Here is a 20157-nt window from a genome sequence, read left to right as displayed (position 1 = left end):
GGTCAGCCGCGCCGTGCCGGCTCGGCCTGGTGGAGAAAGCGGGTGAAGAGGTCGCGCGGCGGCGTGAGCGAGGCGCTCTTCATCACGCGGCCGACTTCGCCGCGGTGATACGCACCGTGCGTGATGACGTGGGCGAGGATTTCCTCGCGCGACATCAGGCCCTTGTCGCCATCGGTGAAGGTGAAGGCGAGGCGCTCGTCGAGCTGCGCGGGCGTGAGGTCGCGTGTGTAGTCGACGTACCAGCGGTCGAGCTCGGCCACCGCATCGCGCAGCTGGGCGACGGTCGGCGTGTCGGGCGTGTTGGTGCCGTCCAACCCGTGCGGTTGCCCGCTCAGGTGGCCACGGAAGATGCGGTCGACCGTGTGGATGTGGTTGAGCGTGCGCAGCGCGGTGTGGCGGCTCGCGTCGTCGAGGGGATCGAGTTGCGCGAAGAACTGCGCGTTGATCCAGGCCTTTTCCTTGAACAGCGCGTGCAGCAGGGTCGATGCGCTCATGGCGTGGCTCCTTTCGCATCATCGGGAATCAGCACTGCCATCGTGATGCGCGACAGGCAGCTGAGCTTGCCTTCCTCGTTCTTGATCTCGATCTGCCACACCTGCGTGGTGCGGCCGATGTGCACCGGCCGCACGGTGCCGGTGACCCAGCCCGAGACTCACGGGCCGGATGTGGTTGGCGTTGATGTCCAGGCCCACCACGCGATGGCCCTTCGGTGCGGCGAACGCGGCGGCGCAGGAGCCCAGGGTCTCGGCCAGCACCACCGACACCCCGCCGTGCAGGATGCCCGCCGGCTGCCGGGTGCGCTGATCGACCGGCATGCGTGCGGCGAGAAAGTCGTCGCCGACCTCGGTGAACTCGATGCCGACATGGTCAGACGCAGTGTTGACACTGATCGTCGTGAGCAGCTCGACGGAGACGGGTTGTTTCCAGATGGCGGGCATGGCACGTCGCGAGTGAGGGAGCAGCGAGTTTGGCAGAGGCCCTGCGTTCTTGCAGAGGGCAGGCCTTGGACGTCAGGGCCGCACGGCCGGGGTCTCGATCGCCATGCCCTGGTCGCGCCTGGCGAGGTAGAGCCCAGCTCGATCAAGGCCATGTCGCCGTAGGCGTAAGGCTCGGCACGCACGCCGGTGAGGCAGTTGCGCAGCCGCCGCTGCAGCGAGCCGAGCGATTGCCACTCCAATCGGTACAGCGGGTAGCCGTTGGCGCGGCCTTGCGGAATGAGGTTTCCGCCGAGACGCAGGCCGGCGCGCTGGTCATGGCACTGCGCGCACGAGAGGTCGAGCTGGCCGAGGCGCTGCTGGTACATCGCTTCGCCGCGGGCGCGGTAAGGCTGCAGACGCACATCCTCGGGGGGCGCGATGGGCAGGCCGCGCGACTGATGGCCGACGAAGCTTTCGAGTGCGAGCAGGTCGGGGCTTTCGTACGCATGGGGCGCCGCCCTCTGGTGGCGCTCGCGGCAGAGGTTGATGCGCTGACCCAGGTTGACGGGGCGCTGCAGCACGGCATCGAAGGCGGGGTAGCGTGCGGCCACGCCGCGCATCGACGCCACCGTGTGGCAGCCGGCGCAGGCCTTGCGCTCGCTCGACAGCGGCTTGACCCACAGTGCCGCGCCGTCCTGCACCCACAGCATGCCGGGGTTCTGCAGGTCGTCGCGCTGCATCGCCTGCGTGGCGGGGCTCATGTCGTCGAAGCCGGAGCGACGGGCATCCTGCGCGCACACGGCGGTGGCGACGGACACGAACGCAAACCCGAGCGCGGCAAGCTTCATGCGACCGTGATCTTCACGCTTTCGCTCTGCTGGAAGCCGTTGTCGCCCGTCCACTCGAACGTGAGCGTGCCGCTCTCGGTGGCCACGGTGGTGAAGGCGATGTACGGGTTGGCGGCCACCGCCGGGTACAGCTCGGCGCTGAACACCAGCTCGCCGTTGTAGCGGCAGCTGAAGTGGGTGATGAGGTCGCGCGGCTTGGTGCTGCCGTTGGCGTCGGGACGGAAACCGGTTTCCATCACGTGGGCGATGAGCGCGCGCAACTCGATCACCTCGCCTTTCCTGGCCGCGGTGGGGACGGTGATCAGCGTGCGGGCCATCGTGCGATCACTCCAGGCAGGCCGCGAGCGTGACCAGCACGTCGACCGCGTCCGACCAATACGTGCCGTCGCTCAGGCGCGCCACCGCCACCAGCTGCTGCGAGGTCGCCAGGCGGATGCGCGACGACACCTGCGCACGGCCCGAGCGCGGCGTGAGCGTGAAGCGCACCACGTCGCGCTGCGGGTTGCGGTCGTTGAAGACGGCGATGCCGGTCACGTGCGCCGCGGCGGTCATCGGGCTGTCGACGGTGACGGTGAGCGGCACGGCGTTGCCGTTTTCCACCAGCGGCGGCACGTCGAGCTTCACCTTGCCGCGCGTGACCGGCCGGCCGTCGGCATACCCGCGGATGGCCGCCTCCATCTCGGACGAGGTGGCGCGTGCGGGCAACACCACCACCGCACCCAGGCCCACGAGCAGCTCTCTTCGTTTCATGCCCGACCCTACTGCAGCGTGACCAGCCAGGCCACGACGTCTTCCACCTCCTGCGCCGTCAGCAAGGTCTTGCCGCGCAGCGCCGGGGCCACGCGGGTCAGGCCCTCGCTGCGGTGGTAAGCCGGCATGATGGTCTCGGGGTTGAAGCGGCGCGCGTCGACGACACGGGCGCGCAGCTGTGCGGCGCTGTAGCGGCTGCCCACGCCGGCGAGGTCGGGCGCGAGGTTGCCCTGGAAGCGGTCTTCGGGAATGGGCGCGGTGTGGCACAGCAGGCACAGGCCGGCCTGCCGGCTCGCGGCAATCGCGCGCCCGCGTGCCGCGTCGCCCGGCAGGCTGGTCAGCGGCGCCTGGCTGTCGCCCATCGGCGTCGCACAGGCCGCGAGGCCCGCACACCACAACGCGACCAGTCCCCTCATCAAGCCTTCTTCAAGCTGTGGTGGCGCAGCGGCAGGTCGCGGATGCGTTTGCCGGTGGCGGCAAAGATCGCGTTCAGCACCGCCGGCGCGGCCACCGCAATCGTCGGCTCGCCCACGCCACCCCAGAAGCCGCCCGAGGGCATGACGATGGTCTCGACCTGCGGCATGCCGTCCATCTGCAGCACCGGGTAGGTGCTGAAGTTGTCTTGCTCGATGCGGCCGTCTTTCACCGTGCACTCGCCGAAGAGCGCGGCCGACAGGCCGTAGACGAACGAGCCTTCGACCTGCGCCGCGATCTGCTGCGGGTTGACCGCGTGGCCGCAGTCGGTGGCGGCCACGATGCGGTGGATCTTGAGCTTGCCCTCGTCGCTCACCGACACCTCGGCGCAGGCCGCGACGTAGCTGCCGAAGCCCATGGTCTGTGCGAGGCCGCGGTACACGCCGGCCGGCGCGGGGGTGCCCCAGCCGGCACCCTTGGCCGCGGCCTCGAGCACCGCGAGGTGCTTGGGGTGCTGGGCCATCAGCGTGCGGCGGAAGGCGAGCGGGTCTTGTTTGGCCGCATGCGCCAGCTCGTCGATGAAGCATTCGAGGTAGATGGCGTTCTGGTTCAGGTTGACCCCGCGCCAGAAGCCCGGCGGCACATGCGGGTTGCGCATCGCATGGTCGACCAACAGGTGCGGCACGCTGTAGCCGATCGACGCCTCGGGCCCCGGTGGGTTCAGGCCCTGGAAGACCACCGGGTCCTTGCCGTCCTTGATCATCTGAGGGAACACGCCCGCGAGGATCGACTGCCCGGAGATGCGCATGTGCAGGGCGCTGAGCTTGCCGTCGGCGTCGAGCGCCGCGCGCAGCTTGCACTGTGTGACCGGGTGGTAGCGGCCGTGCGTCATGTCTTCTTCGCGCGACCAGATCAGCTTGACCGGCGTGCCGGGCAGTTCCTTCGCGATGGCCACTGCCTGGCGCACCCAGTCGTGCACCGCGCCGCGCCGGCCGAAGCCACCGCCCAGCAGCAGTTTGTAGACCTCGCACTTCTCGGCCGGCAGGCCCGAGGCTTCGCTGGCGGCGGCGAGCGCGGCTTCGCCGTTCTGCGTGGGCGTCCAGACCTCGCAACGCTCGGGGGTGTACCTCACCGTCGCGTTCATCGTCTCCATCGTCGCGTGGTTCTGGAACGGATACGAATACACCGCCTCGATCACACGCGTGCTGCCGGCAAGCGCGGCCTTCGCATCGCCGTTGCTGTTGCCGACCACCGCCTGCGGCGCGTCCAGCCCTTCCTTCAGCGTGGCCGCGATGTCGGCGCTCGACACCTTGGCATGCGGGCCTTCGTCCCACTCGATCGGCAGGGCGTCGAGCGCGCTCTTGGCGTGCCACCAGGTGTCGGCCACGACCGCCACCGCGCTGTCGCCCACCCGCACCACCTTCTTCACGCCGGGGCGTTTGGCAATCGCGGCTTCGTCGATGCGCTTCACCTTGCCGCCGAAGACAGGGCAGTCCTTGATGGCAGCGTTGAGCATGCCGGGCAGCTTCAGGTCGCTGCCGTAGACCTGCGCGCCGGTGGTCTTGTCGACGGTGTCCAGGCGAGCAAGCGGCTTGCCGGCGAGCTTCCAGTCCTTCGGGTCCTTCAGCTTCACGTCGGCGGGCGGCGTGAGCTGTGCGGCGGCCAGCGCGACCTTGCCGTAGCTCACGGTGCGGCCACTGGGGGTGTGCGTGATGACGCTGTTGGCCGCGCTGCACTCGCTGGCCGGCACCTTCCACTTGTCAGCCGCCGCCTGCACGAGCATCACACGGGCGGTCGCGCCGCCCTTGCGCACGTAGTCGTGCGATTCGCGGATGCCACGGCTGCCGCCGGTCGAGAAGTTGCCCCAGGCCCGTTTGCGCGCGAGGTTCTGCCCCGGCGTCGGGTACTCGGTGGTCACCTTGGCCCAGTTGCAGTCGAGCTCTTCGGCGACGAGTTGCGCCAGGCCCGTCAGCGTGCCCTGGCCCATCTCGGAGCGGGCGATGCGGATGACCACCGTGTCGTCAGGCTTCACCACGACCCAGGCGTTGATCTCGGGCGTGGTGGCGGCTGCAGGCGTCGTCGCCGCGCTGGCGAACGGGATGTGGAAACCGACGACGAGCCCGGTCGAAGCGCCGATGAACGAACGACGAGAAAGGGTTGCGGTGCTCATGCGGTCCTCCCTTCCTCGACGATGTGCTGGATGTCGACCGCCAGCTTCTTCATGTCGCCGCCCTTGGCCGCGGCCTTGATCGCGGCGCGCACGCGGTTGTAGGTGCCGCAGCGGCAGATGTTGGTCATCGCCGCGTCGATGTCGGCGTCGGTCGGGTTGGGCTTTTGCTTCAGCAGCGCGGCCGCGGCCATGATCATTCCGGACTGGCAGTAGCCGCACTGCGGCACGTCCATCGCCTGCCAGGCCTTCTGCACCGGGTGGTCACCCTTGGCCGACAGGCCTTCGATCGTCACGATCTTCTCCTTCGCCGACACCGACGACACCGGCCGCACGCAGCTGCGCGTGGGCTGGCCGTCGATGTGCACCGTGCAGGCGCCGCAGGCGGCGACACCGCAGCCGTACTTGGTGCCGGTCAGGCCGAGTTGCTCGCGCAGCACCCACAACAGCGGTGTCTCGGGTTCGACCTTGACGGTTCGGGGTTTGCCGTTGACGTGAAGGGTGGCCATCGGGTCGTCTCCTTGCTGCCGGGGTGGTGAGGCTGGCGAGCATGCGGCAAGGCTAAAACCCTGACGCGACTGGGGAATGACCCGCTGCGGCGCAAGATGCAGCGCCACGAAGAACGGAGACGAACGCATGGCGAGACGACGACACGCGGGCATGTTTCTGGCCGGCCTGCTGGCCGCATCGAGCGTGCCAGCGCAGCCTGGCGGCGACCTTGCCACACGCTCGCTCGCCGCGACCTGCGCGGCCTGCCACGGCACCGACGGCCGCGCGGTGAGCGGCGCCGGCATGGTGAGCCTGCGCGGCCTCGACCGGCAGTACCTGCAGTCGCAGCTGACCGCCTTTCGCGACGGCACCCGCCCCGCGACGGTGATGCACCAGATCGCCAAGGGCTACACACCGGAGCAGATCGAACAACTCGCGGCCTACTTCTCCGCGCTGCCGAGGGTGGCGCCGTGAAACGGCGCGACCTCCTGCTCGGCAGCAGCGCCGCACTCACGCTCGGGGCCTGCGGCACTGCGCCCACCGTGCCGGCACGCGCGCAGGTGGTGGTGGTCGGCGGCGGCTTCGGCGGCGCCACCGCGGCGCGTTACGTGCGACTGCTGTCCGACCGGACGATCGACGTGGTGCTGATCGAGCCAGAGGCGAGCTTCGTGTCGTGCCCGGTGTCGAACCTGGTGCTGAGCGGCATGCGCCGGCTGTCCGACATCACGCACTCGTACAACACGCTGGTGTCACGCCACGGGGTGACCTGGGTGCGTGACAGCGCCACCCGCCTCGACACCCCCACGAAGACCGTCACGCTCGCCGGCGGGGCGAGCGTGCGCTACGACAAGCTGGTCGTTTCACCCGGCGTGGAGCTGCTGTTCGACGAGATCGCCGGCCTGCGCGCCGCGCACGCGAGCGGCCAGGTGCTGCCGGCGTGGAAGGCCGGGCCCGAGACGCTCGCGCTGCGGCGCCAGCTCGAAGCCATGCCCGATGGCGGCGTCTACGCGATCTCGGTGCCCGAAGCGCCCTACCGCTGTCCGCCCGGACCCTATGAGCGCGCGAGCGTGATCGCCGCCTACTTCCAGCGGGCGAAGCCGAGAGCCAAGGTGCTGATCCTCGACGCGAACCCCGACGTAACCTCCAAGCCGACCCTCTTCAAAAAAGCGTGGGCCGAGCTGTACCCGGGGAGGGTGGAGTTCCGGCCCTTGCACAAGGTGATCGGCGTGGAGGGCGGGCGCATCCGCATCGAAGTGCAGGACGACGTGCGCGCCGACGTGCTCAACCTGCTGCCGCCGATGCGCGCCAACACCATCGCCGCCGAGAGCGGCCTGATGAATGCCGGCCGCTGGTGCAAGGTCGACTGGCTCACGCTCGAATCGACCGCCGCGAAAGACGTGCACGTGCTCGGCGACGCGGTGCTCGCCGCCGGCGGCATGCCCAAGAGCGGCCACATGGCCAACGCGCATGCCAAGGTGGCGGCGGCTGCGATCGTGGCGCAGCTCACGGGCCAGCCGGTGAACCCGCGCCCCATGCTCACCAACACCTGCTACAGCCACGTGGCCGATGCGAGCGCGATCCATGTCGCGAGCGTGCACGAGTACGTGGCGGCCGAGGCCACCTTCAAGCCGGTGCCCGGCTCCGGCGGCGTCTCGGCGCAACGCAACGAGGCCGAGGCGGCGTATGCCGAGGGCTGGGCGCGCAACATCTGGGCCGACACGCTCGGGTGAGCCGCAGCCCGGCCTGGTTTTTGCGAGCCGCCCGGGGCATGAGCCCGAACCGCATCTTCCCCAGCGCCGCCCACTTCCAACCCACCCGCGAGGGTGAGCCGCTGCGCATCGTGGTGGCCGAAACGCCCGACGCGGTGATCGTGGCCTGGCACGTAGAGCCCGGCCAGTGCATCCCGGCCCATGTGCACCCCGAGGGGCAGGACACCTGGACCATCCTCAGCGGCCGCGGCGACTACCAGCTCGACGCGGCCGGCACGACGCGCCCGCTGCAGGCCGGCGACGTGGTGGTGGCCCCGCGCGGCTGTGTGCACGGCGTGTTCAACGCCGGTGCCGAGCCGCTGCGCTTCATCTCGGTCGTGTCGCCGGCGGGCGCCGGCTACGAACGCCTGGCCGACTGACGCTTCGCCAGCGCCCCCAGCACGCCGAGGCCCGCGGCCCAAAGGGCCAGCGAGGCCGGCTCGGGCACCGCCGGCACGTGGCCGAAATAAAGGTTGTCGATCTTGCCGATGTTGCGGCTGATGCCGTGGGTCGAGAAGTCGAGCTGGGCGATTCCCTGCAAGGAGAAGAAGCTGGCCGTGCTGTGCGCTCGGTAGGGCGTTTCCACGAGGCCGATGTCGGGCCCGCCCCAGTAGTAGCCACCGGTGTCGGCCAGGACCGAGAAACTGCCCGGGCCGCTGGCGGTGACGATGGACCGCAGCGGGGGTGACGGCGAGGCGAAGGACAGGCTCACGTAAGTCGGCAGCGCGCCGGTGAAGCGAATGCTGAACGACGGGCCGCCGAGCAGGTACTGGCTGCCGGTGTACTCGTTGTCGCTGCCGAGGGGCCGCAGGTAGCCATCGCCGATGTCCACGCCGAGGGCGTCGTAGCGGTCGCCGATCGGGTCGGCATACCAGGCGAATTCGTCGCCTGGCGGGCCGGGCAGGTATGGGTGTTCGTCGAAAGTGATCAGCGTGGCTTGCGCGGCGCCGGCGACACACGCCAGGAGCAGTGCGCCGACGCGTTGGTGAATGAGCGGCTTGGGCATGGCGGTCTCCTGCGCATCGCGTGCAGAGCTGAGGACGCCTGGCGCGGGCAAGCCGCGTTCCGCATGAAAAAACCCCGCCACGCTGTCGCGCGGCGGGGCCGTGAGCGAAAGGCCGGTGCGCTGAGGCACCGGCGCTGTCGATCGTGGGCTCAGTCTTCAGCCACGGTCGCGGGTGCCGTTGCCATCACGGTCCACCCCCATGCGTGTGCCGTTGCCGACCGGCGCGCAGGTGAAGGTGATGGGCGCGCCGCCGTCGGAGGCGGCCTGGTCGAGCAGGCCTTGCAAGGTGACGGGTTGTTCGGCGCTGCTGTTGGGCACGAAGTTGCGCGATGCGTTCATCACCCAGCCGCGCGACACGTTGCCGATCACACCCTTGGCCACCAGCTCGCATTCGCGGCGCGGCGAGGTCACCAGGGCGCGGGCCACCAGCATGTCGAGGCGGGTGCGCGCGGCAGACGGGCTGCTCGGGCTGATGGTCACCTGCTGGCCGACGATGTTGGCGTTCTCGGTCGGAACGCTCATCATCAGCCGGTCGATCTGCTGCTGCTGCGCGGTCGTCAGCTGGAAGGCCGCCGAGGCGAAGAAGGTGTCGAGGTTGCCGAACTGGCCGCTGTTCTCGAAGCCGAAGCCGCGGATCTGGTTGCCGAACGAGGGCGTGCCCGTCGCACCGCTGTTGGTCGCGAACATGCCGATCTTCTGGTACATGTTGCGCAGCCCGGCGATCTTGAAGTTCTCGGCGACGTTGTTGCCTTCCACCGCCATCGTGCCGTCGGTGCCGAAGCGGCCCGTGGCCGGGTTCAGCGTGTGGCAGTCGTTGCAGGTGCTCAGGCCGTCCACACGCGAGTTGTAGACGTTCATGCCCGCGGTCTGGTCGGCGGTGAGGCTGCCGTCCAGGTTGCCGACCGGGTTCGGCGGGAACACGAGCCGCAGCGCGAACTTGGTGAACTGGTCCATCTGCGCGGCGGTGAGCTGCGAACCCCGGCCCAGGAGGCCGACGAAGGCGCCGTTGAACTCCTTGAAGGCCGCATCTTCCAGCGACTGGCCGGCGACGCGGTTGTTGCCGCGCCGGTCACCGCGCCAGTGCAGCGGGCCCTGGCCGCGCATGCCGCGCAGGGTCTGCGTGGTCATCGGCCCCTTCAGCGGATGGAAGGTGGCCGTGCGGCCGAAGTTCGGCGCTTCCGGGCTGTAGGCGTTGGTGTTGGCAATGCCTTCTTCGTCCGGGTTGCCAAGGTCCCACGCGAGGTGGTCCATGTCGCCGAAGATGTGGCAGCCCGCGCACGACGAGTCGCCGCGGCTGGAGGTCAGCGTGGCGTCGTAGAGGAAGGGGCGGCCGACGACGACTTCGCTCGGCTCGGGGTTGAACATGCGCACGTGCGCCACTTCGCTCAGGTTGCCCGAGGTGTTGACCACCGAGATGCCGTTGTCGAAGCGCGTGAGCACGTAGGCCAGGTTGCGCGCCGGGTTGAGCACCACGCCGGTCGGGCCGCCGCCGGTCAGGTTGACCTGGCCGCCACTGCTCAGCGTGAAGGTGTTGGCTTCGAGCTGCGTGGTGCTGATGCGCGCCAGGCGGTTCGAGCCCATGGCCGTCACGAAGAGGTTGGCCCCGTCGGGCGACACGGCCATCTCCAGCGGCGTGGCCAGGGCGAGGGCACGCTCGGCCTCGGTGCCGAGGCTCTGGTTGTAGCTGGTGATGTGCTTGTTGAGGTGGCGCGGTGTGGCGGTGGTGCCGTTGATCACCGTGATGCGGCTTTCGACGAAATGGCCACGCACGGTGGAGCCGCGTGTGCCCGAGCCTTCAAAGCGCACCAGGTTGCGCGCTTCCTGGTTGCTCACGTAGACACGGCCGTTGGTCGGGTTCACCGCGATGTTGAAGAGCGTGGTGCCCACGCCCGACACCTGGGCGATCACGCGCGGCGTGGTGCCGGTGGTGTCGATGGTGAAGACGTCGAGGTCGGGCAGGTCGAGCTTGACGCGGCTGTTCCAGGTGCGCGGCTGCGTGCCGGTGATCGGGTCGCCAGAGTCCACCCAGTTGCCGGCGGCATTCTTCTGCACGATCAGCGGCGTCATCGGCGCGGTCACGCCGGTGATCGACACGTTGGGCGGCGGCTTGTTGGGAATGCCGCCGTCCGGGATGTCGGCCTTGAGCACCGTGGTCTTGTTGCCCGAGTTGAACACCGCAGCGTAGACGCGCGAGCCGTCGGCGTTGCGGCCGAGGGCCCGGGTGGTGTCGCCGAACATGTTCAGGCGCGTGACCGGCGTGCCGCCGAAGGCGGTGCCGGGGTTGGCGGCGTCGAACACCCACACGTCGGCGCGGCCGATGCCGGGGGTGTGCATCTGCGGGTCGAAGCCGGCGTTCTGGCCGCGGTGCGCTGCGGTGATGAAGGCCCACTTGTTGCCCGCACCGGCGAACACGATGTCGCGCGGCTCGTCGCCCACCAGCAGCGTGTTGACCACGCGGGCCGGCGTGCGCGACACGTCGACGATGCTGATGCTGTCGGACAGGTGGTTGACGACCCACAGGTTGCCGTTAGGTGCGAGCGCCAGGGCCACCGGCTCCAGCCCGACCGGGACCGACTCGATCAGCGTGGGCGTGCTGCCCGACACGTTGTAGATCTCGACGCGGTGGTCGGGCGTGTTGGTCACGTACAGGCGGTTGCCGTCGGCGGACAGGGCCATCGGGCGCACCTGGCCGCTCTCGAACGCGGCGTATTCACCGCGTGCGGGCAGCGAGGCATCACCACCACCGCCCCCACCTCCGCCGATGGTGCCGGTCAGCGTGACGTTGCTCACCGTGTAGGTGTCGCCGGTGCCGTTGGCGTTGATGCGGAAGCGCAGCCGCACGTTGGCCTGACCGGCCGCGCTCGTCGGCAGCGCGATCAAGGCCTGGCTGGAGGTCGTCACCCGGGTGCTTTCGAGGGCGGTGTAGCTGGCGCCGCCATTGGTCGACACCTCGGCGATGCCGGCCTCGGTGCTGGTCAGCCCGCCGGCGGTGACGCGCGTGAAGCTCAGCGTCAGCGCGCTGTAGCCCACCGTGCTGAAACTGGCCGAGGTCACCGAACCGTCGGTCGACAGCAGGCTGCCGCGCATCACCGCGCCGGTCGCACCGGTGCTGACGCTGCCCGCCGAGGTGAAGGTGCCGAGGCCGCCGGTGAAACTCTGCTGAAGCAGGGTGGTCGTGGTCTGGGCCCAGGTGGCCGACGCGCCCAGCGTCAAGCCCAGGGCCGCGACGACCACGCGCGAACGCCATCGCGCGAGATCGTGAGAAAGGGATCTCATCGTTTGTCTCCTTCGGGTGCCCAATGCGGGCCAAACATGTTCTAGACAAGCACCCGGCCGGGACTGAACGGGCGCGCGGCATGATTTGCACGCGCGTTCAAAATGTCGACTGGCGTTTTCCACGAACACAAGAGATCAAGCCAAAACGCGCGTTTTGTGCTTTTGTTCACGGAATCCCAGCCAGCCCCCCCACAGACCCCGGAACCGCCATGCCCCATCCCCTGCTTGCCACCCTCGTCACGTCTTGTCTGGCCGCCGGCGCCGCCCAGGCCCAGGAGGTCCGTTACCGCATCGACCCCAGCCACAGCATGGTGATCTTCGAGGCCTCGCATTTCGGGGTCAGCACCAACCGCGGCCGCTTCGACCGCAAGGAAGGCGCGGTGATCCTCGACCGCGCCGCCAAGACGGGCAAGGTCGAGATCAACATCGACATGGCCTCCCTCAGCACCGGCGTGGCGGCGTTCGACACCCACCTCAAGGGCGGGGACTTCTTCAACGTGGAGCAGTTTCCGCGGGCGCGCTTCGTGGGCGACCAGTTCGTCTTCAGCGGCGACAAGGTCGCCTCGGTGTCGGGCACGCTGGTGATGCTGGGCAAGAGCGCGCCGGTCACGCTCACCGCGATCCGCTACGGCTGCTACGAGCACCCGATGCTGCAGCGCGAGGTCTGCGGCGGAGACTTCGAGGCCACCCTTCAGCGCAGCGCCTGGGGCATCCGCTACGGGCTGCCGGCCATCACGCCCGACAACGTGCGCCTGCTGGTGCAGGTCGAGGCGATCCGGCAGTAGCGGCGAGGCGTCAGGGAGAGCCGGCCAGCAGCCCGAGGTAGCCCGGGGCGATCAGGATGTTGTTGTGGTCCGTCTTCGGCAACACGTGCATCTGGGCGCGCCCGGGCGCGAAGCGGGCCACCAGCTTGTCGGTGCTCGGGCGCGGGATGACCGCATCGTGCTCGGCCGCGATCACCGTGACCGGCGCGGCCACCTGCGCCACGTAGCGCCACGAGGCGTAGCGGTCGCGCATCAGCCAGCGCACCGGAAAGAGCGCGAAGCGCTCGGCCGCGATGTCTTCGATGCTGTCGTACGGCGTGACGAGCACCAGCCGTGCCGCCGGCCGCTGGCTGGCGAGCCGCAAGGCCACGCCGCTGCCCAGGCTGCGGCCGATCACGGTGATCTGCGGGTGGGTCTTGTGCACCTGGTCGAAGAGCGCAAGCGCATCGCCGGCGATGTCGGCCTCGGTCGGCGTGCCGGTGCTGAGGCCGTAGCCGCGGTAGTGCATGAGGAAGAGCGCGTGCTGCGGAAAGGCCTGCGCGAGCGGCGCGAAGTTCTGCGACACGTCTTCGGCATTGCCGCCGAAATAGAGCACCGCCTGCGGGCCGGCCACCGCGCGATGGCTCGCCACGACGCCCGCGCGGCCCTCGATCGGCACCAGCGGTGTGGCCACCTGCGCCGGCTGCGGGAAGTAGAGCAGCGAGCGCTGGAAGAGGAACAGGGCCGCACACGCAGCGGCGTAGGCCAGCAGGGCGATGACGAGGATCGAGATCAGCACGCGGCGCATGGTCTCATGCCGCCGGGCGCTCGTGGCGCGACCTTCGTGTCAGGCCTTGCCATACAACACCATCTGCGTGCAGCGAAAGAGCGCCATCGTCTTGCCCGTTTCGCGGTGCGTCACGACCGAGTCCCACACCTGCGTGGTCTTGCCCAGGTGCACCGGCTTGGCGACCACCTCGACCGTGCCGTCGCGGGCGGTGCCGAGGTGGTTGGACTTGAGCTCGACGGTGGTGAAGCCGATGGCCCCGGCCGGCAGGTTGGCGACGCAGCCGTAGCCGGCGGCGGTGTCGGCCAGCGTGACCACGCTGCCGGCATGCAGGAAGCCGTTGGGTGCCATCAGGTTCTGCACCACCGGCATCTCGGCGCGGAACTCCGAGGGCTCGGCCTGCGTGATGACGATGCCCAGGTGCCCGGGGAGATGGTTCACGCTGCGTTGGTTGAAGTCTTCGGCTGTCGGCATGGCGGGGAGCAGGGTTCGAGGTGACCGCGATTCTGCCGAGGCTCGGCCCACTTTGCTGGTGACGTGCTGGTGACCTGTGCGGCAGTTGCCAGCGCCGGGACGCTGTGCCACGCTCTGCGCAGGCTCGCCCCATGAGGTCAGGCCATGAACGAACGGAGACAACACGGCACCTCACGCTGGGCCGTGCCGGTCGCAGCCGGCGCGGTGGGGGGTGATGCTGTGGCTGGCGCAGGCGACGCAGCCTGACGCACCGGCCGAGCCGGTCGCCACACCGCCGGGGGTGAACGTGGCACGCGTCTCTCAGGCACCGGCCGTGCCCTACACCCGCCCGCCGGTGCTCAAGGCTCCTGTTGCAAAACCCCAGCGCCGCCCGCCCGGCATGGCCGAGGTCTGCGGCTACGGCGAGGTGCAGCTGCCGCCCGACGACCCCGACCCGGTGCAACGCATCCCCCTCGACGTGCGCCGCTCGGCCATCGACGCGATGGACGCGCTGATGCTCGCCAGCGACGACGACCAGGTGCGCGCCGCCGCGCTCTGGATGGGCGCACGCCTGCGCGGGCGCGAGGTGGCGAGCCGCATCGAGCAAATCGCACGCCTCGCGGCGGCTTCGCAAGACCCGTTCGTCTACGCCATCGCACTCGAAGCCTGCGCCGGCCGGCGCGGGCCCGATGGCGGCTCGTGCAACCTGTTGAGCAACGCGCAATGGGTACGCCTCGACCCCGACAACGCCGTGCCCTGGCAAGCCCTCGCCGCCGAAGCGCGCGAGCGCGACGAGCCGCTGGCCGAAGACCAGGCCTTGCAGATCGCCGCACTCGCCACCCGCTCCGATGTGCACACCGGCCGGCTGCCGCGGCTGGTCGACAAGGCACTCGGCCCGCAGATGCCGGCCTTGCAGCGCACGCTCGCGCTGAGCGCCGGTCTGAGTGCCGAAGCGGTGTGGTCGGCCTCGCACGGCGTGGCGGTGATGCACTCGGCCCAGGGCTTCGACCTCAGCTGCGAAGGCATGCAGCGCCGGCTGGCGCTCCACTCGCCGCGCTGAAGGCGATTCAGGCGCGCGCCGCGCCGGCCACACGCCGGTAGTCGCTCGGCGCCACGCCGAGGTGGGCGCGGAACACCCGGCTGAAGTGCGCCATGTTCGAGAAGCCGAAGCCGATCGCGATGTCGGTGATCGAACGGCGGTCTTGCGCGCGGTCGTCGAAGCTGCGGCGGCATGCTTCGAGCCGGCGCCGCAGGATGTAGCCCGCCACGCCGTCGGGCTCTTCGGCGAATGCGTTGTAGAGCTGGCGGCGGCTGCAGTTGAGCGCGAGCGCGATGGCGTCGACCGAGAGTGCCGGATCGCCGAGGTGCTGCGTCACATGCTGCTTGATGCGCTCGCGCAGGGCCTCGCGCTGCGTGGTCGCGGTGCCGATGCCGGCCAGATCGAGCAGCGACAAATGCACGAGCTGCGTGATCGCATCGCCCACGCCTTGCGCCGCCTGCGGGCTCATGCCGGGAAGCTCGCGGTAGGCGTTGCGCATGGTCTCGAGCGCGATGCGCGCCACGCCGCCGGTGCCGCCGAGGCGGCGCGCGACCAGCGGGTCGATGTGCACGCCACGCTCGGTGACACGGTCTTTCGGCACCATCACGATGAGATGCTCGACCCGCACCGGGTTGGCCACCGCGTAGCTGTCGGTGGTGTCGTAGAGGCTCCACTGGTCGGGCGTGACCCAGGCTTCGCGGCCCTGCTGCTCGACCCCCGCGCAGCCCACCCAGGGCGCGACGATCTTGAGGTAGCCCTGCTCGGAGGCCCGCACCTGCGACGGCGAGCGCAGCACCCGATGGCGCTGCGACTCCAGGCGCGTGAGCACCACGTCACCGGCGCGCAGCGTGCTCATGCGGCCATTGAAATCGGTGTCGCCGTAGAGGTCGGACTTCAAGCCGCAGAAGAGGCGGTTGATCCAGTCCGACCAGAAGCCGGCACGCTCGCGCGGTGCGACCTGGTCGGTGCTCATCTGGCTGGCTTGCATGCCACAAGCGTAGCCAGTGCGAAGCGCAATCTCAATGTGGTTGTCCGCAGCCCGCACGCGCTCGCGGGTAAGTCCCATGCCGGCGTGCACAAATCGGCAAGTGCTTCTGCATCGCTGGCAAAGCGCCGCAGCCGCGCGATTCCTAGGATGCGGCTCCCCGATGTGAGGAGACACCCCCATGAGCACGCCAAAACCTCCCGCCTTGATCTCGCGCCGCGATGCGATCACCGGCCTCGCGGCCGGCGCCGCCACCCTTGCCTTGCCCGTGCGGGCCCAGACCGGCCCCGTGCGCGTGGGCTACGCGATCGCCCGCACCGGCCCCTGGGCCGGCGGCGCGCAGGTGAGCCAGGAGCCCAACTTCCTCTTGTGGGCCGAGCAGCAAAACGCCGCCGGCGGCCTCAACGTCAAAGGCACCCGGCGCCCGATCGAACTCGTGAGCTACGACGACCGCAGCGAGACCGAGACCTGCGTGCGCACCTACGAGAAGCTGATGGGCAGCGACAAGGTCGATCTCATCCTGCCGCCCTGGGGCTCGACCGCCAACTTCGCGGTGGCACCGCTGGCCAACCGCTTCGGCTACCCGATGCTTGCGCCGACCGCGCTGTCGCGGAAGTTGATCGACATGAACCTGCCGTTCTTCTTCTCCTTCCTGCAGCAGCCCGACCGCATGATGGGTGCGCTGGTCGACATGCTCGTCGCCAACGGCGTGAGGACGATCGCGATCGTCTACATGGACGACCTCTTCGGCCTGGAGAACTTCGCCGCACTCAACACGGCGCTCAAGAACACCGCCATCCAGGTGACCGACCGCAAGAGCTACCCCCTGGGCGTGAAAGACCTGTCGCCGGTGCTGCGCGCCTTCAAGGACCAGGCCCCCGACGCCTTCATCGGCATCACCTACCCGCCCGACACCATCCTCGCGAGCAAGCAGGCCAAGGAGATCGGCTTCAACCCGAAGTTCTTCTACGCGTCGGTCGGCACCGCCTTCCAGCTCTACCGCAACGTGATGACACCGGCCGGCGCCGAAGGCGTGCTCGGCATGGGCTCGTGGAATGCCAAGAGCAGCGCCAGTGCCAAGGCCTACTTCGACGCGCACACCAAGAAGTTCGGCGGCAAGGAGCCCGACCGTTGGGCGAGCGGCGCCTGCTGGGCCTCGCTCGAAGTGCTGACCGCCGCCGTGGGCAAGGCGGGCCTCGACCGCAAGGCGATCCGCGAATACATCGCCAAGAACGAGCACGACACCCTGCTCGGCAAGATCAGGTTCAACGGCAGCGAGAACGTCGCCACACCCGGCTCGGTGAGCCAGTGGCAGAACGGCGAGTTCGAAGTCGTGTGGCCGAAGGCCATGGCCACCGCCGCGCTGGTGCCGGCCAAGCCCGCCTGGAAGTAGAGACGTGTCCTTCGGTGCCTGGCTCGAACTGATCGCCTCCGGCCTCATCACCGGGGGCATCTATGCGCTGATCGCGCTCGGGCTCAACCTGCAGTACGGGCTGATGCGCATCCTGAACATCGCGCATGGGGAGTTCCTGATGCTGGGCGCGTTCGCCACCTGGTTCGCGCAATCGCAGTTCGGTCTCTCGCCCCTGCTGATGGCGCCGGTGGCCTTCTTCGGGCTGATGGGCATCGGCATGGGGGTGCACCGCCTCGCCTTCAAGCGGCTCGCGGCCACCTCGCCGAATGTCGACGTGTTCGAAGCGCGTGGGCTGATGGTCGCCTTCGGCCTGATGTTCCTGGTGCAGAACTTCGCCTCGCTGGTGTGGGGCGGCGAGTTGCGTGGCTACGACTATCTGACCGAGCCGGTGGTGGTGGGCAGCGCGCAGTTCGCCGGCAACAAGCTGCTGCTGCTCGCGGTGTCGATCGCCGCCAGCGTGGCGCTGATCGTGCTTCTGCGCAAGACACTGCTCGGCAAGGGCGTGCGCGCGCTGATGCAGTCGACCACCGGCGCGCAGCTGGTGGGCATCGACACCGAACGGCTGCACCCGCTGATGTTCGGCATCGGACTCGGCCTGTCGGGCCTAGCCGGCTGCCTGCTGTCGATGGCGTACGCGATCTCGCCGGCCATCGGCGAGCCCTACACGGTGACGGCGCTGATCGTCATCACCCTCGGCGGTTTCGGCAGCATGACCGGCAGCCTGGTCGCCGGCCTCGCGCTCGGGGTGATCGAGGCGCTGGGCATGCACTTCACCAGCCCCTCGCTCAAGTCGTTGCTGTCCTACGCCATCTTCATCGGCGTGCTCCTGTGGAAGCCGAACGGGCTGTTCAAACGATGAGCCAAGCTCTCTTCAAGCGCGACCTGCTCGTGCTCGCCATGCTGGCCGGCTGGGCCCTCGCCATCCCCCACTACGCCAGCGAGTTCATCGTCTCGATGGCCCTCACCTGCCTGATGTACGTGGCGCTGTCGTCGAGCTGGAGTCTTTTCTGCGGCAGCACGCGCTACATGTCGCTCGCCACGGCGGCCTTCTTCGGCATCGGTGCCTACACCGCGGCGCTCACGCTCGGGGCCTTGGCCTGGCCGCTCGTCATCGCGCTCGGGGCAGCGCTGGCGCTCGTGGTCGCGGTGGTGATGGGCCTGGCGGTGCTGCACCTGCGCGGCACCTACTTCGCGGTGCTGACCTTCGGCATGACCGAGCTGATCCGCCATGCGATCACGTATTGGGAAAGGCAGGTCACCGGCACCGTCGGGCGCGTGCTCACCACCGTGCCCGAGGGCGACACCGTCTACCTCACCGTGCTCGCGATCGCGGTGGGGGCCGTGCTCACTGCCATCGTGGTGCGGCGCAGCCGCTTCGGCCTCGCGCTGGCCGGCATCGGCGCCGACGAACAGCGCGCGCAGACGCTCGGCGTCGACACCCGCCTCGTGAAGACCGCGGGCTTCGCGATCACCGCCGCGTTCGCCGGTGCGGTGGGTGCGGCGATGAGCGTGCGCTGGACCTACATCGACCCGCTCAGCGTGTTCAACCCCTTCATCGGTTTCCAGACGGTGTTGATCGCCCTCATCGGCGGCGCCACCACCTTGTGGGGCCCGCTGATCGCCGCGGTGGTGTTCAGCGTGCTCGCCGAGACACTTCGCCTGCAGCTGCCGCAGCTCTACATGGTGACACTCGGCTTCCTGCTCATCCTGTGTGTGCTCTACCTGCCGGGCGGGCTGGCCTCGCTGCGCTGGCAGACGATCTCGGGCTGGGGCCGTGCGCTGCGCGGCAGGGGGGCGGCATGAACGGCCACCCTTTGCTCGAAGCCCGCAACCTGACGGTGCGTTTCGGCGGGCTGACCGCCGTCGATGCGGTGAGCGCCGCGTTTGCGCCCGGCGAGCTGGTCGGCATCATCGGTCCCAACGGCGCCGGCAAGACGACCTTCTTCAACGCGCTGTCGGGCGTGCAGCCGCCAAGCGACGGTGAGCTGTTTGCCGGCGGCCGGCGGCTCACCGGGTCTGCGCCGCACCGCTATGCGCAGCAGGGCATTGCCCGCACCTTCCAGACCCCGAGGGTGTTCGGCGAGCTGAGCGTCGCGGCCAACATCGACTTCGGCCTGCAGTTCGCCGGCCGCCAGCGGGCGGCGCGCGGGGCGCTGAAAGACGAGACCAGCATCCTTACGCTGATCGGCCTGCGCCCGCAGGCCGCGTTGCCGGCGGCCGCCATCACCCCGTCGCAACAGCGCCTGCTCGAGATCGGCATGGCGCTGGCCACGCGCCCGCGCCTGCTGCTGCTCGACGAAGTGGCCGCTGGCCTGACCGAAGCGGAGGTGCAGAACATGGCCACGCTCATCCGCCGTCTGCGCGACGAACTCGACCTCACCGTGATCTGGATCGAGCACGCGGTGACGACGCTGCTCGCCGCGGTGGAGCGTGTGCTGGTGCTGCACCAGGGTCGAAAGATCGCCGACGGCACGCCCTCTGAAGTGGTGCGCAACAACGAGGTGATCGAGGCCTACCTGGGTGACGAAATGGTCGAGGCCGCGGCATGAAGAACGACTTGAGAACCGCGCACCTCAAGGTCGATGGCCTGTCGGCCGGCTACGGCGGCTTCCTCGTGCTGCGCGACCTCACGCTCGAAGCCCGCCCCGGCCTCACCGTCATCCTCGGCCCCAACGGCGCCGGCAAGACCACGCTGCTGAAAGCCATCGCCGGGCTGATCCCGCGCCAGGGGCGGCTGGTGCTCGACGACGAAGAGATCGCGCACGACGCACCGCCCTCGGCCATCTTGAAGCGTGGCCTCGCGCTCGTGCCCGAAGGCCGCCAGCTCTTCCCGCAGATGACGGTCACCGAGAACCTGGAACTCGGCGGCTGGTTGTCGAACAAGGCCGAGCGAGCCGACCGCCTGCAGCACGCGCTGCGCGACTTCCCCAAGCTCGCCGAACGGGCCCAGCAGCTCGCCGGCACCATGAGCGGCGGCGAGCAGCAGATGGTGGCGGTGGCGCGCGCGCTGATGAGCGCGCCGCGCCTCTTGATGCTCGACGAACCTTCGCTCGGCCTCGCGCCGCGCATGGTCGACGAGCTGCTCGCCATCGCGCGCCGCATCGCCGATGCCGGCACCACG

Annotated in this window: 20 protein-coding genes and 3 pseudogenes; 10 read left to right on the top strand and 13 right to left on the bottom strand. The window is 69.4% G+C overall.

What is annotated here, in order from left to right; genetic code table 11:
• Window positions 1-2: 2 nt before the first annotated feature.
• The 8 genes and pseudogenes from LRS03_RS19600 to LRS03_RS19565 all read right to left on the bottom strand — a co-directional run bounded on the left by LRS03_RS19600 (window position 3) and on the right by LRS03_RS19565 (window position 5605).
• Window positions 3-494, bottom strand: a complete 492-nt coding sequence (locus LRS03_RS19600; RefSeq protein ID WP_257827628.1) for a DinB family protein — start codon at window positions 492-494, stop codon at window positions 3-5.
• Window positions 491-938 (bottom strand): annotated as a pseudogene (locus tag LRS03_RS19595) (hotdog fold thioesterase). Before LRS03_RS19595 ends, LRS03_RS19600 begins: the two are co-directional and overlap by 4 nt.
• Before the next feature lie 194 nt (window positions 939-1132).
• Window positions 1133-1627: pseudogene (gene soxA / locus LRS03_RS19590) on the bottom strand (sulfur oxidation c-type cytochrome SoxA); the annotation flags it as partial.
• Window positions 1628-1761: 134 nt separating this feature from the next.
• Entirely contained in the window at window positions 1762-2082 is a 321-nt protein-coding gene (gene soxZ / locus LRS03_RS19585; protein ID WP_257827627.1) for a thiosulfate oxidation carrier complex protein SoxZ, read from the bottom strand.
• Between the two features lie 7 nt (window positions 2083-2089).
• Window positions 2090-2515, bottom strand: coding sequence for a SoxY-related AACIE arm protein (locus tag LRS03_RS19580; protein WP_257827625.1), 426 nt, complete (start codon window positions 2513-2515; stop codon window positions 2090-2092).
• Between the two features lie 8 nt (window positions 2516-2523).
• On the bottom strand, window positions 2524-2931 hold the full coding sequence (soxX, locus tag LRS03_RS19575) for a sulfur oxidation c-type cytochrome SoxX (protein ID WP_257827624.1): 408 nt from the start codon (window positions 2929-2931) through the stop codon (window positions 2524-2526).
• On the bottom strand, window positions 2931-5099 hold the full coding sequence (locus LRS03_RS19570) for a xanthine dehydrogenase family protein molybdopterin-binding subunit (RefSeq protein ID WP_257827623.1): 2169 nt from the start codon (window positions 5097-5099) through the stop codon (window positions 2931-2933). Before LRS03_RS19570 ends, soxX begins: the two co-directional genes overlap by 1 nt.
• Window positions 5096-5605, bottom strand: a complete 510-nt coding sequence (locus LRS03_RS19565) for a (2Fe-2S)-binding protein (RefSeq protein WP_257827622.1) — start codon at window positions 5603-5605, stop codon at window positions 5096-5098. The genes LRS03_RS19570 and LRS03_RS19565 overlap by 4 nt, the downstream gene beginning before the upstream one ends.
• Before the next feature lie 127 nt (window positions 5606-5732).
• Here LRS03_RS19565 and LRS03_RS19560 point away from each other — a divergent pair, with 127 nt between their 5' ends.
• Genes LRS03_RS19560 through LRS03_RS19550 form a run of 3 tightly spaced genes read left to right on the top strand, consistent with a single transcriptional unit; the run spans window position 5733 to window position 7713 of the window.
• On the top strand, window positions 5733-6059 hold the full coding sequence (locus tag LRS03_RS19560; protein WP_257827621.1) for a c-type cytochrome: 327 nt from the start codon (window positions 5733-5735) through the stop codon (window positions 6057-6059).
• Window positions 6056-7315 (top strand): NAD(P)/FAD-dependent oxidoreductase, encoded by a 1260-nt coding sequence (locus tag LRS03_RS19555; protein ID WP_257827620.1) that lies wholly within the window; start codon window positions 6056-6058, stop codon window positions 7313-7315. The genes LRS03_RS19560 and LRS03_RS19555 overlap by 4 nt, the downstream gene beginning before the upstream one ends.
• Before the next feature lie 38 nt (window positions 7316-7353).
• Window positions 7354-7713, top strand: a complete 360-nt coding sequence (locus LRS03_RS19550; RefSeq protein WP_257827619.1) for a cupin domain-containing protein — start codon at window positions 7354-7356, stop codon at window positions 7711-7713.
• Here the strand turns inward: LRS03_RS19550 and LRS03_RS19545 are convergent.
• Window positions 7692-8339, bottom strand: coding sequence for a PEP-CTERM sorting domain-containing protein (locus LRS03_RS19545; RefSeq protein WP_257827618.1), 648 nt, complete (start codon window positions 8337-8339; stop codon window positions 7692-7694). The two genes, LRS03_RS19550 and LRS03_RS19545, sit on opposite strands and share 22 nt — an antisense overlap.
• A gap of 156 nt (window positions 8340-8495) precedes the next feature.
• Complete coding sequence (locus tag LRS03_RS19540; RefSeq protein ID WP_257827617.1) at window positions 8496-11615, bottom strand: hypothetical protein; 3120 nt, start codon at window positions 11613-11615, stop codon at window positions 8496-8498.
• Between the two features lie 209 nt (window positions 11616-11824).
• On the opposite strand from LRS03_RS19540, the gene LRS03_RS19535 reads away from it, so the two are divergent.
• Window positions 11825-12400 (top strand): YceI family protein, encoded by a 576-nt coding sequence (locus tag LRS03_RS19535; protein ID WP_257827616.1) that lies wholly within the window; start codon window positions 11825-11827, stop codon window positions 12398-12400.
• 10 nt (window positions 12401-12410) lie between these two features.
• Here the strand turns inward: LRS03_RS19535 and LRS03_RS19530 are convergent, their stop codons facing one another.
• Window positions 12411-13166 carry an alpha/beta hydrolase gene (locus LRS03_RS19530; protein ID WP_257827615.1) on the bottom strand — a complete coding sequence of 252 codons (756 nt, stop codon included), beginning with the start codon at window positions 13164-13166 and terminating at the stop codon, window positions 12411-12413.
• Between the two features lie 39 nt (window positions 13167-13205).
• The gene (locus LRS03_RS19525) at window positions 13206-13619 is read right to left on the bottom strand and encodes a PaaI family thioesterase (RefSeq protein ID WP_257827614.1); all 414 of its coding nucleotides are present in this window, start codon (window positions 13617-13619) and stop codon (window positions 13206-13208) included.
• Between the two features lie 214 nt (window positions 13620-13833).
• Here LRS03_RS19525 and LRS03_RS19520 point away from each other — a divergent pair, with 214 nt between their 5' ends.
• A complete protein-coding gene (locus LRS03_RS19520; RefSeq protein WP_257827613.1) occupies window positions 13834-14658 on the top strand; it encodes a hypothetical protein in 825 nt (274 codons plus the stop codon).
• A 7-nt stretch (window positions 14659-14665) separates the two neighbouring features.
• On the opposite strand, the gene LRS03_RS19515 is transcribed toward LRS03_RS19520, so the two are convergent.
• Window positions 14666-15625, bottom strand: a complete 960-nt coding sequence (locus LRS03_RS19515) for an AraC-like ligand-binding domain-containing protein (protein WP_257827612.1) — start codon at window positions 15623-15625, stop codon at window positions 14666-14668.
• 178 nt (window positions 15626-15803) lie between these two features.
• Between LRS03_RS19515 and LRS03_RS19510 the strand changes: the two genes are divergently transcribed.
• The 5 genes and pseudogenes from LRS03_RS19510 to LRS03_RS19490 form a co-directional block, all read left to right on the top strand.
• A complete protein-coding gene (locus tag LRS03_RS19510; protein WP_257827611.1) occupies window positions 15804-17015 on the top strand; it encodes an amino acid ABC transporter substrate-binding protein in 1212 nt (403 codons plus the stop codon).
• A gap of 4 nt (window positions 17016-17019) precedes the next feature.
• On the top strand, window positions 17020-17895 hold the full coding sequence (locus LRS03_RS19505) for a branched-chain amino acid ABC transporter permease (protein WP_257827610.1): 876 nt from the start codon (window positions 17020-17022) through the stop codon (window positions 17893-17895).
• Entirely contained in the window at window positions 17892-18839 is a 948-nt protein-coding gene (locus LRS03_RS19500) for a branched-chain amino acid ABC transporter permease (RefSeq protein WP_257827609.1), read from the top strand. Before LRS03_RS19505 ends, LRS03_RS19500 begins: the two co-directional genes overlap by 4 nt.
• Window positions 18836-19585 (top strand): ABC transporter ATP-binding protein, encoded by a 750-nt coding sequence (locus LRS03_RS19495; protein WP_257827608.1) that lies wholly within the window; start codon window positions 18836-18838, stop codon window positions 19583-19585. Before LRS03_RS19500 ends, LRS03_RS19495 begins: the two co-directional genes overlap by 4 nt.
• A pseudogene (locus LRS03_RS19490) lies at window positions 19582-20073 on the top strand (ABC transporter ATP-binding protein); the annotation flags it as partial. The gene LRS03_RS19495 and the pseudogene LRS03_RS19490, both read left to right, overlap by 4 nt.
• Window positions 20074-20157 lie beyond the last annotated feature (84 nt).

Source organism: Rhizobacter sp. J219 (genome assembly GCF_024700055.1).
Classification (GTDB): domain Bacteria; phylum Pseudomonadota; class Gammaproteobacteria; order Burkholderiales; family Burkholderiaceae_C; genus Rhizobacter.
This window is presented reverse-complemented; position numbering and strand designations above follow the sequence as displayed.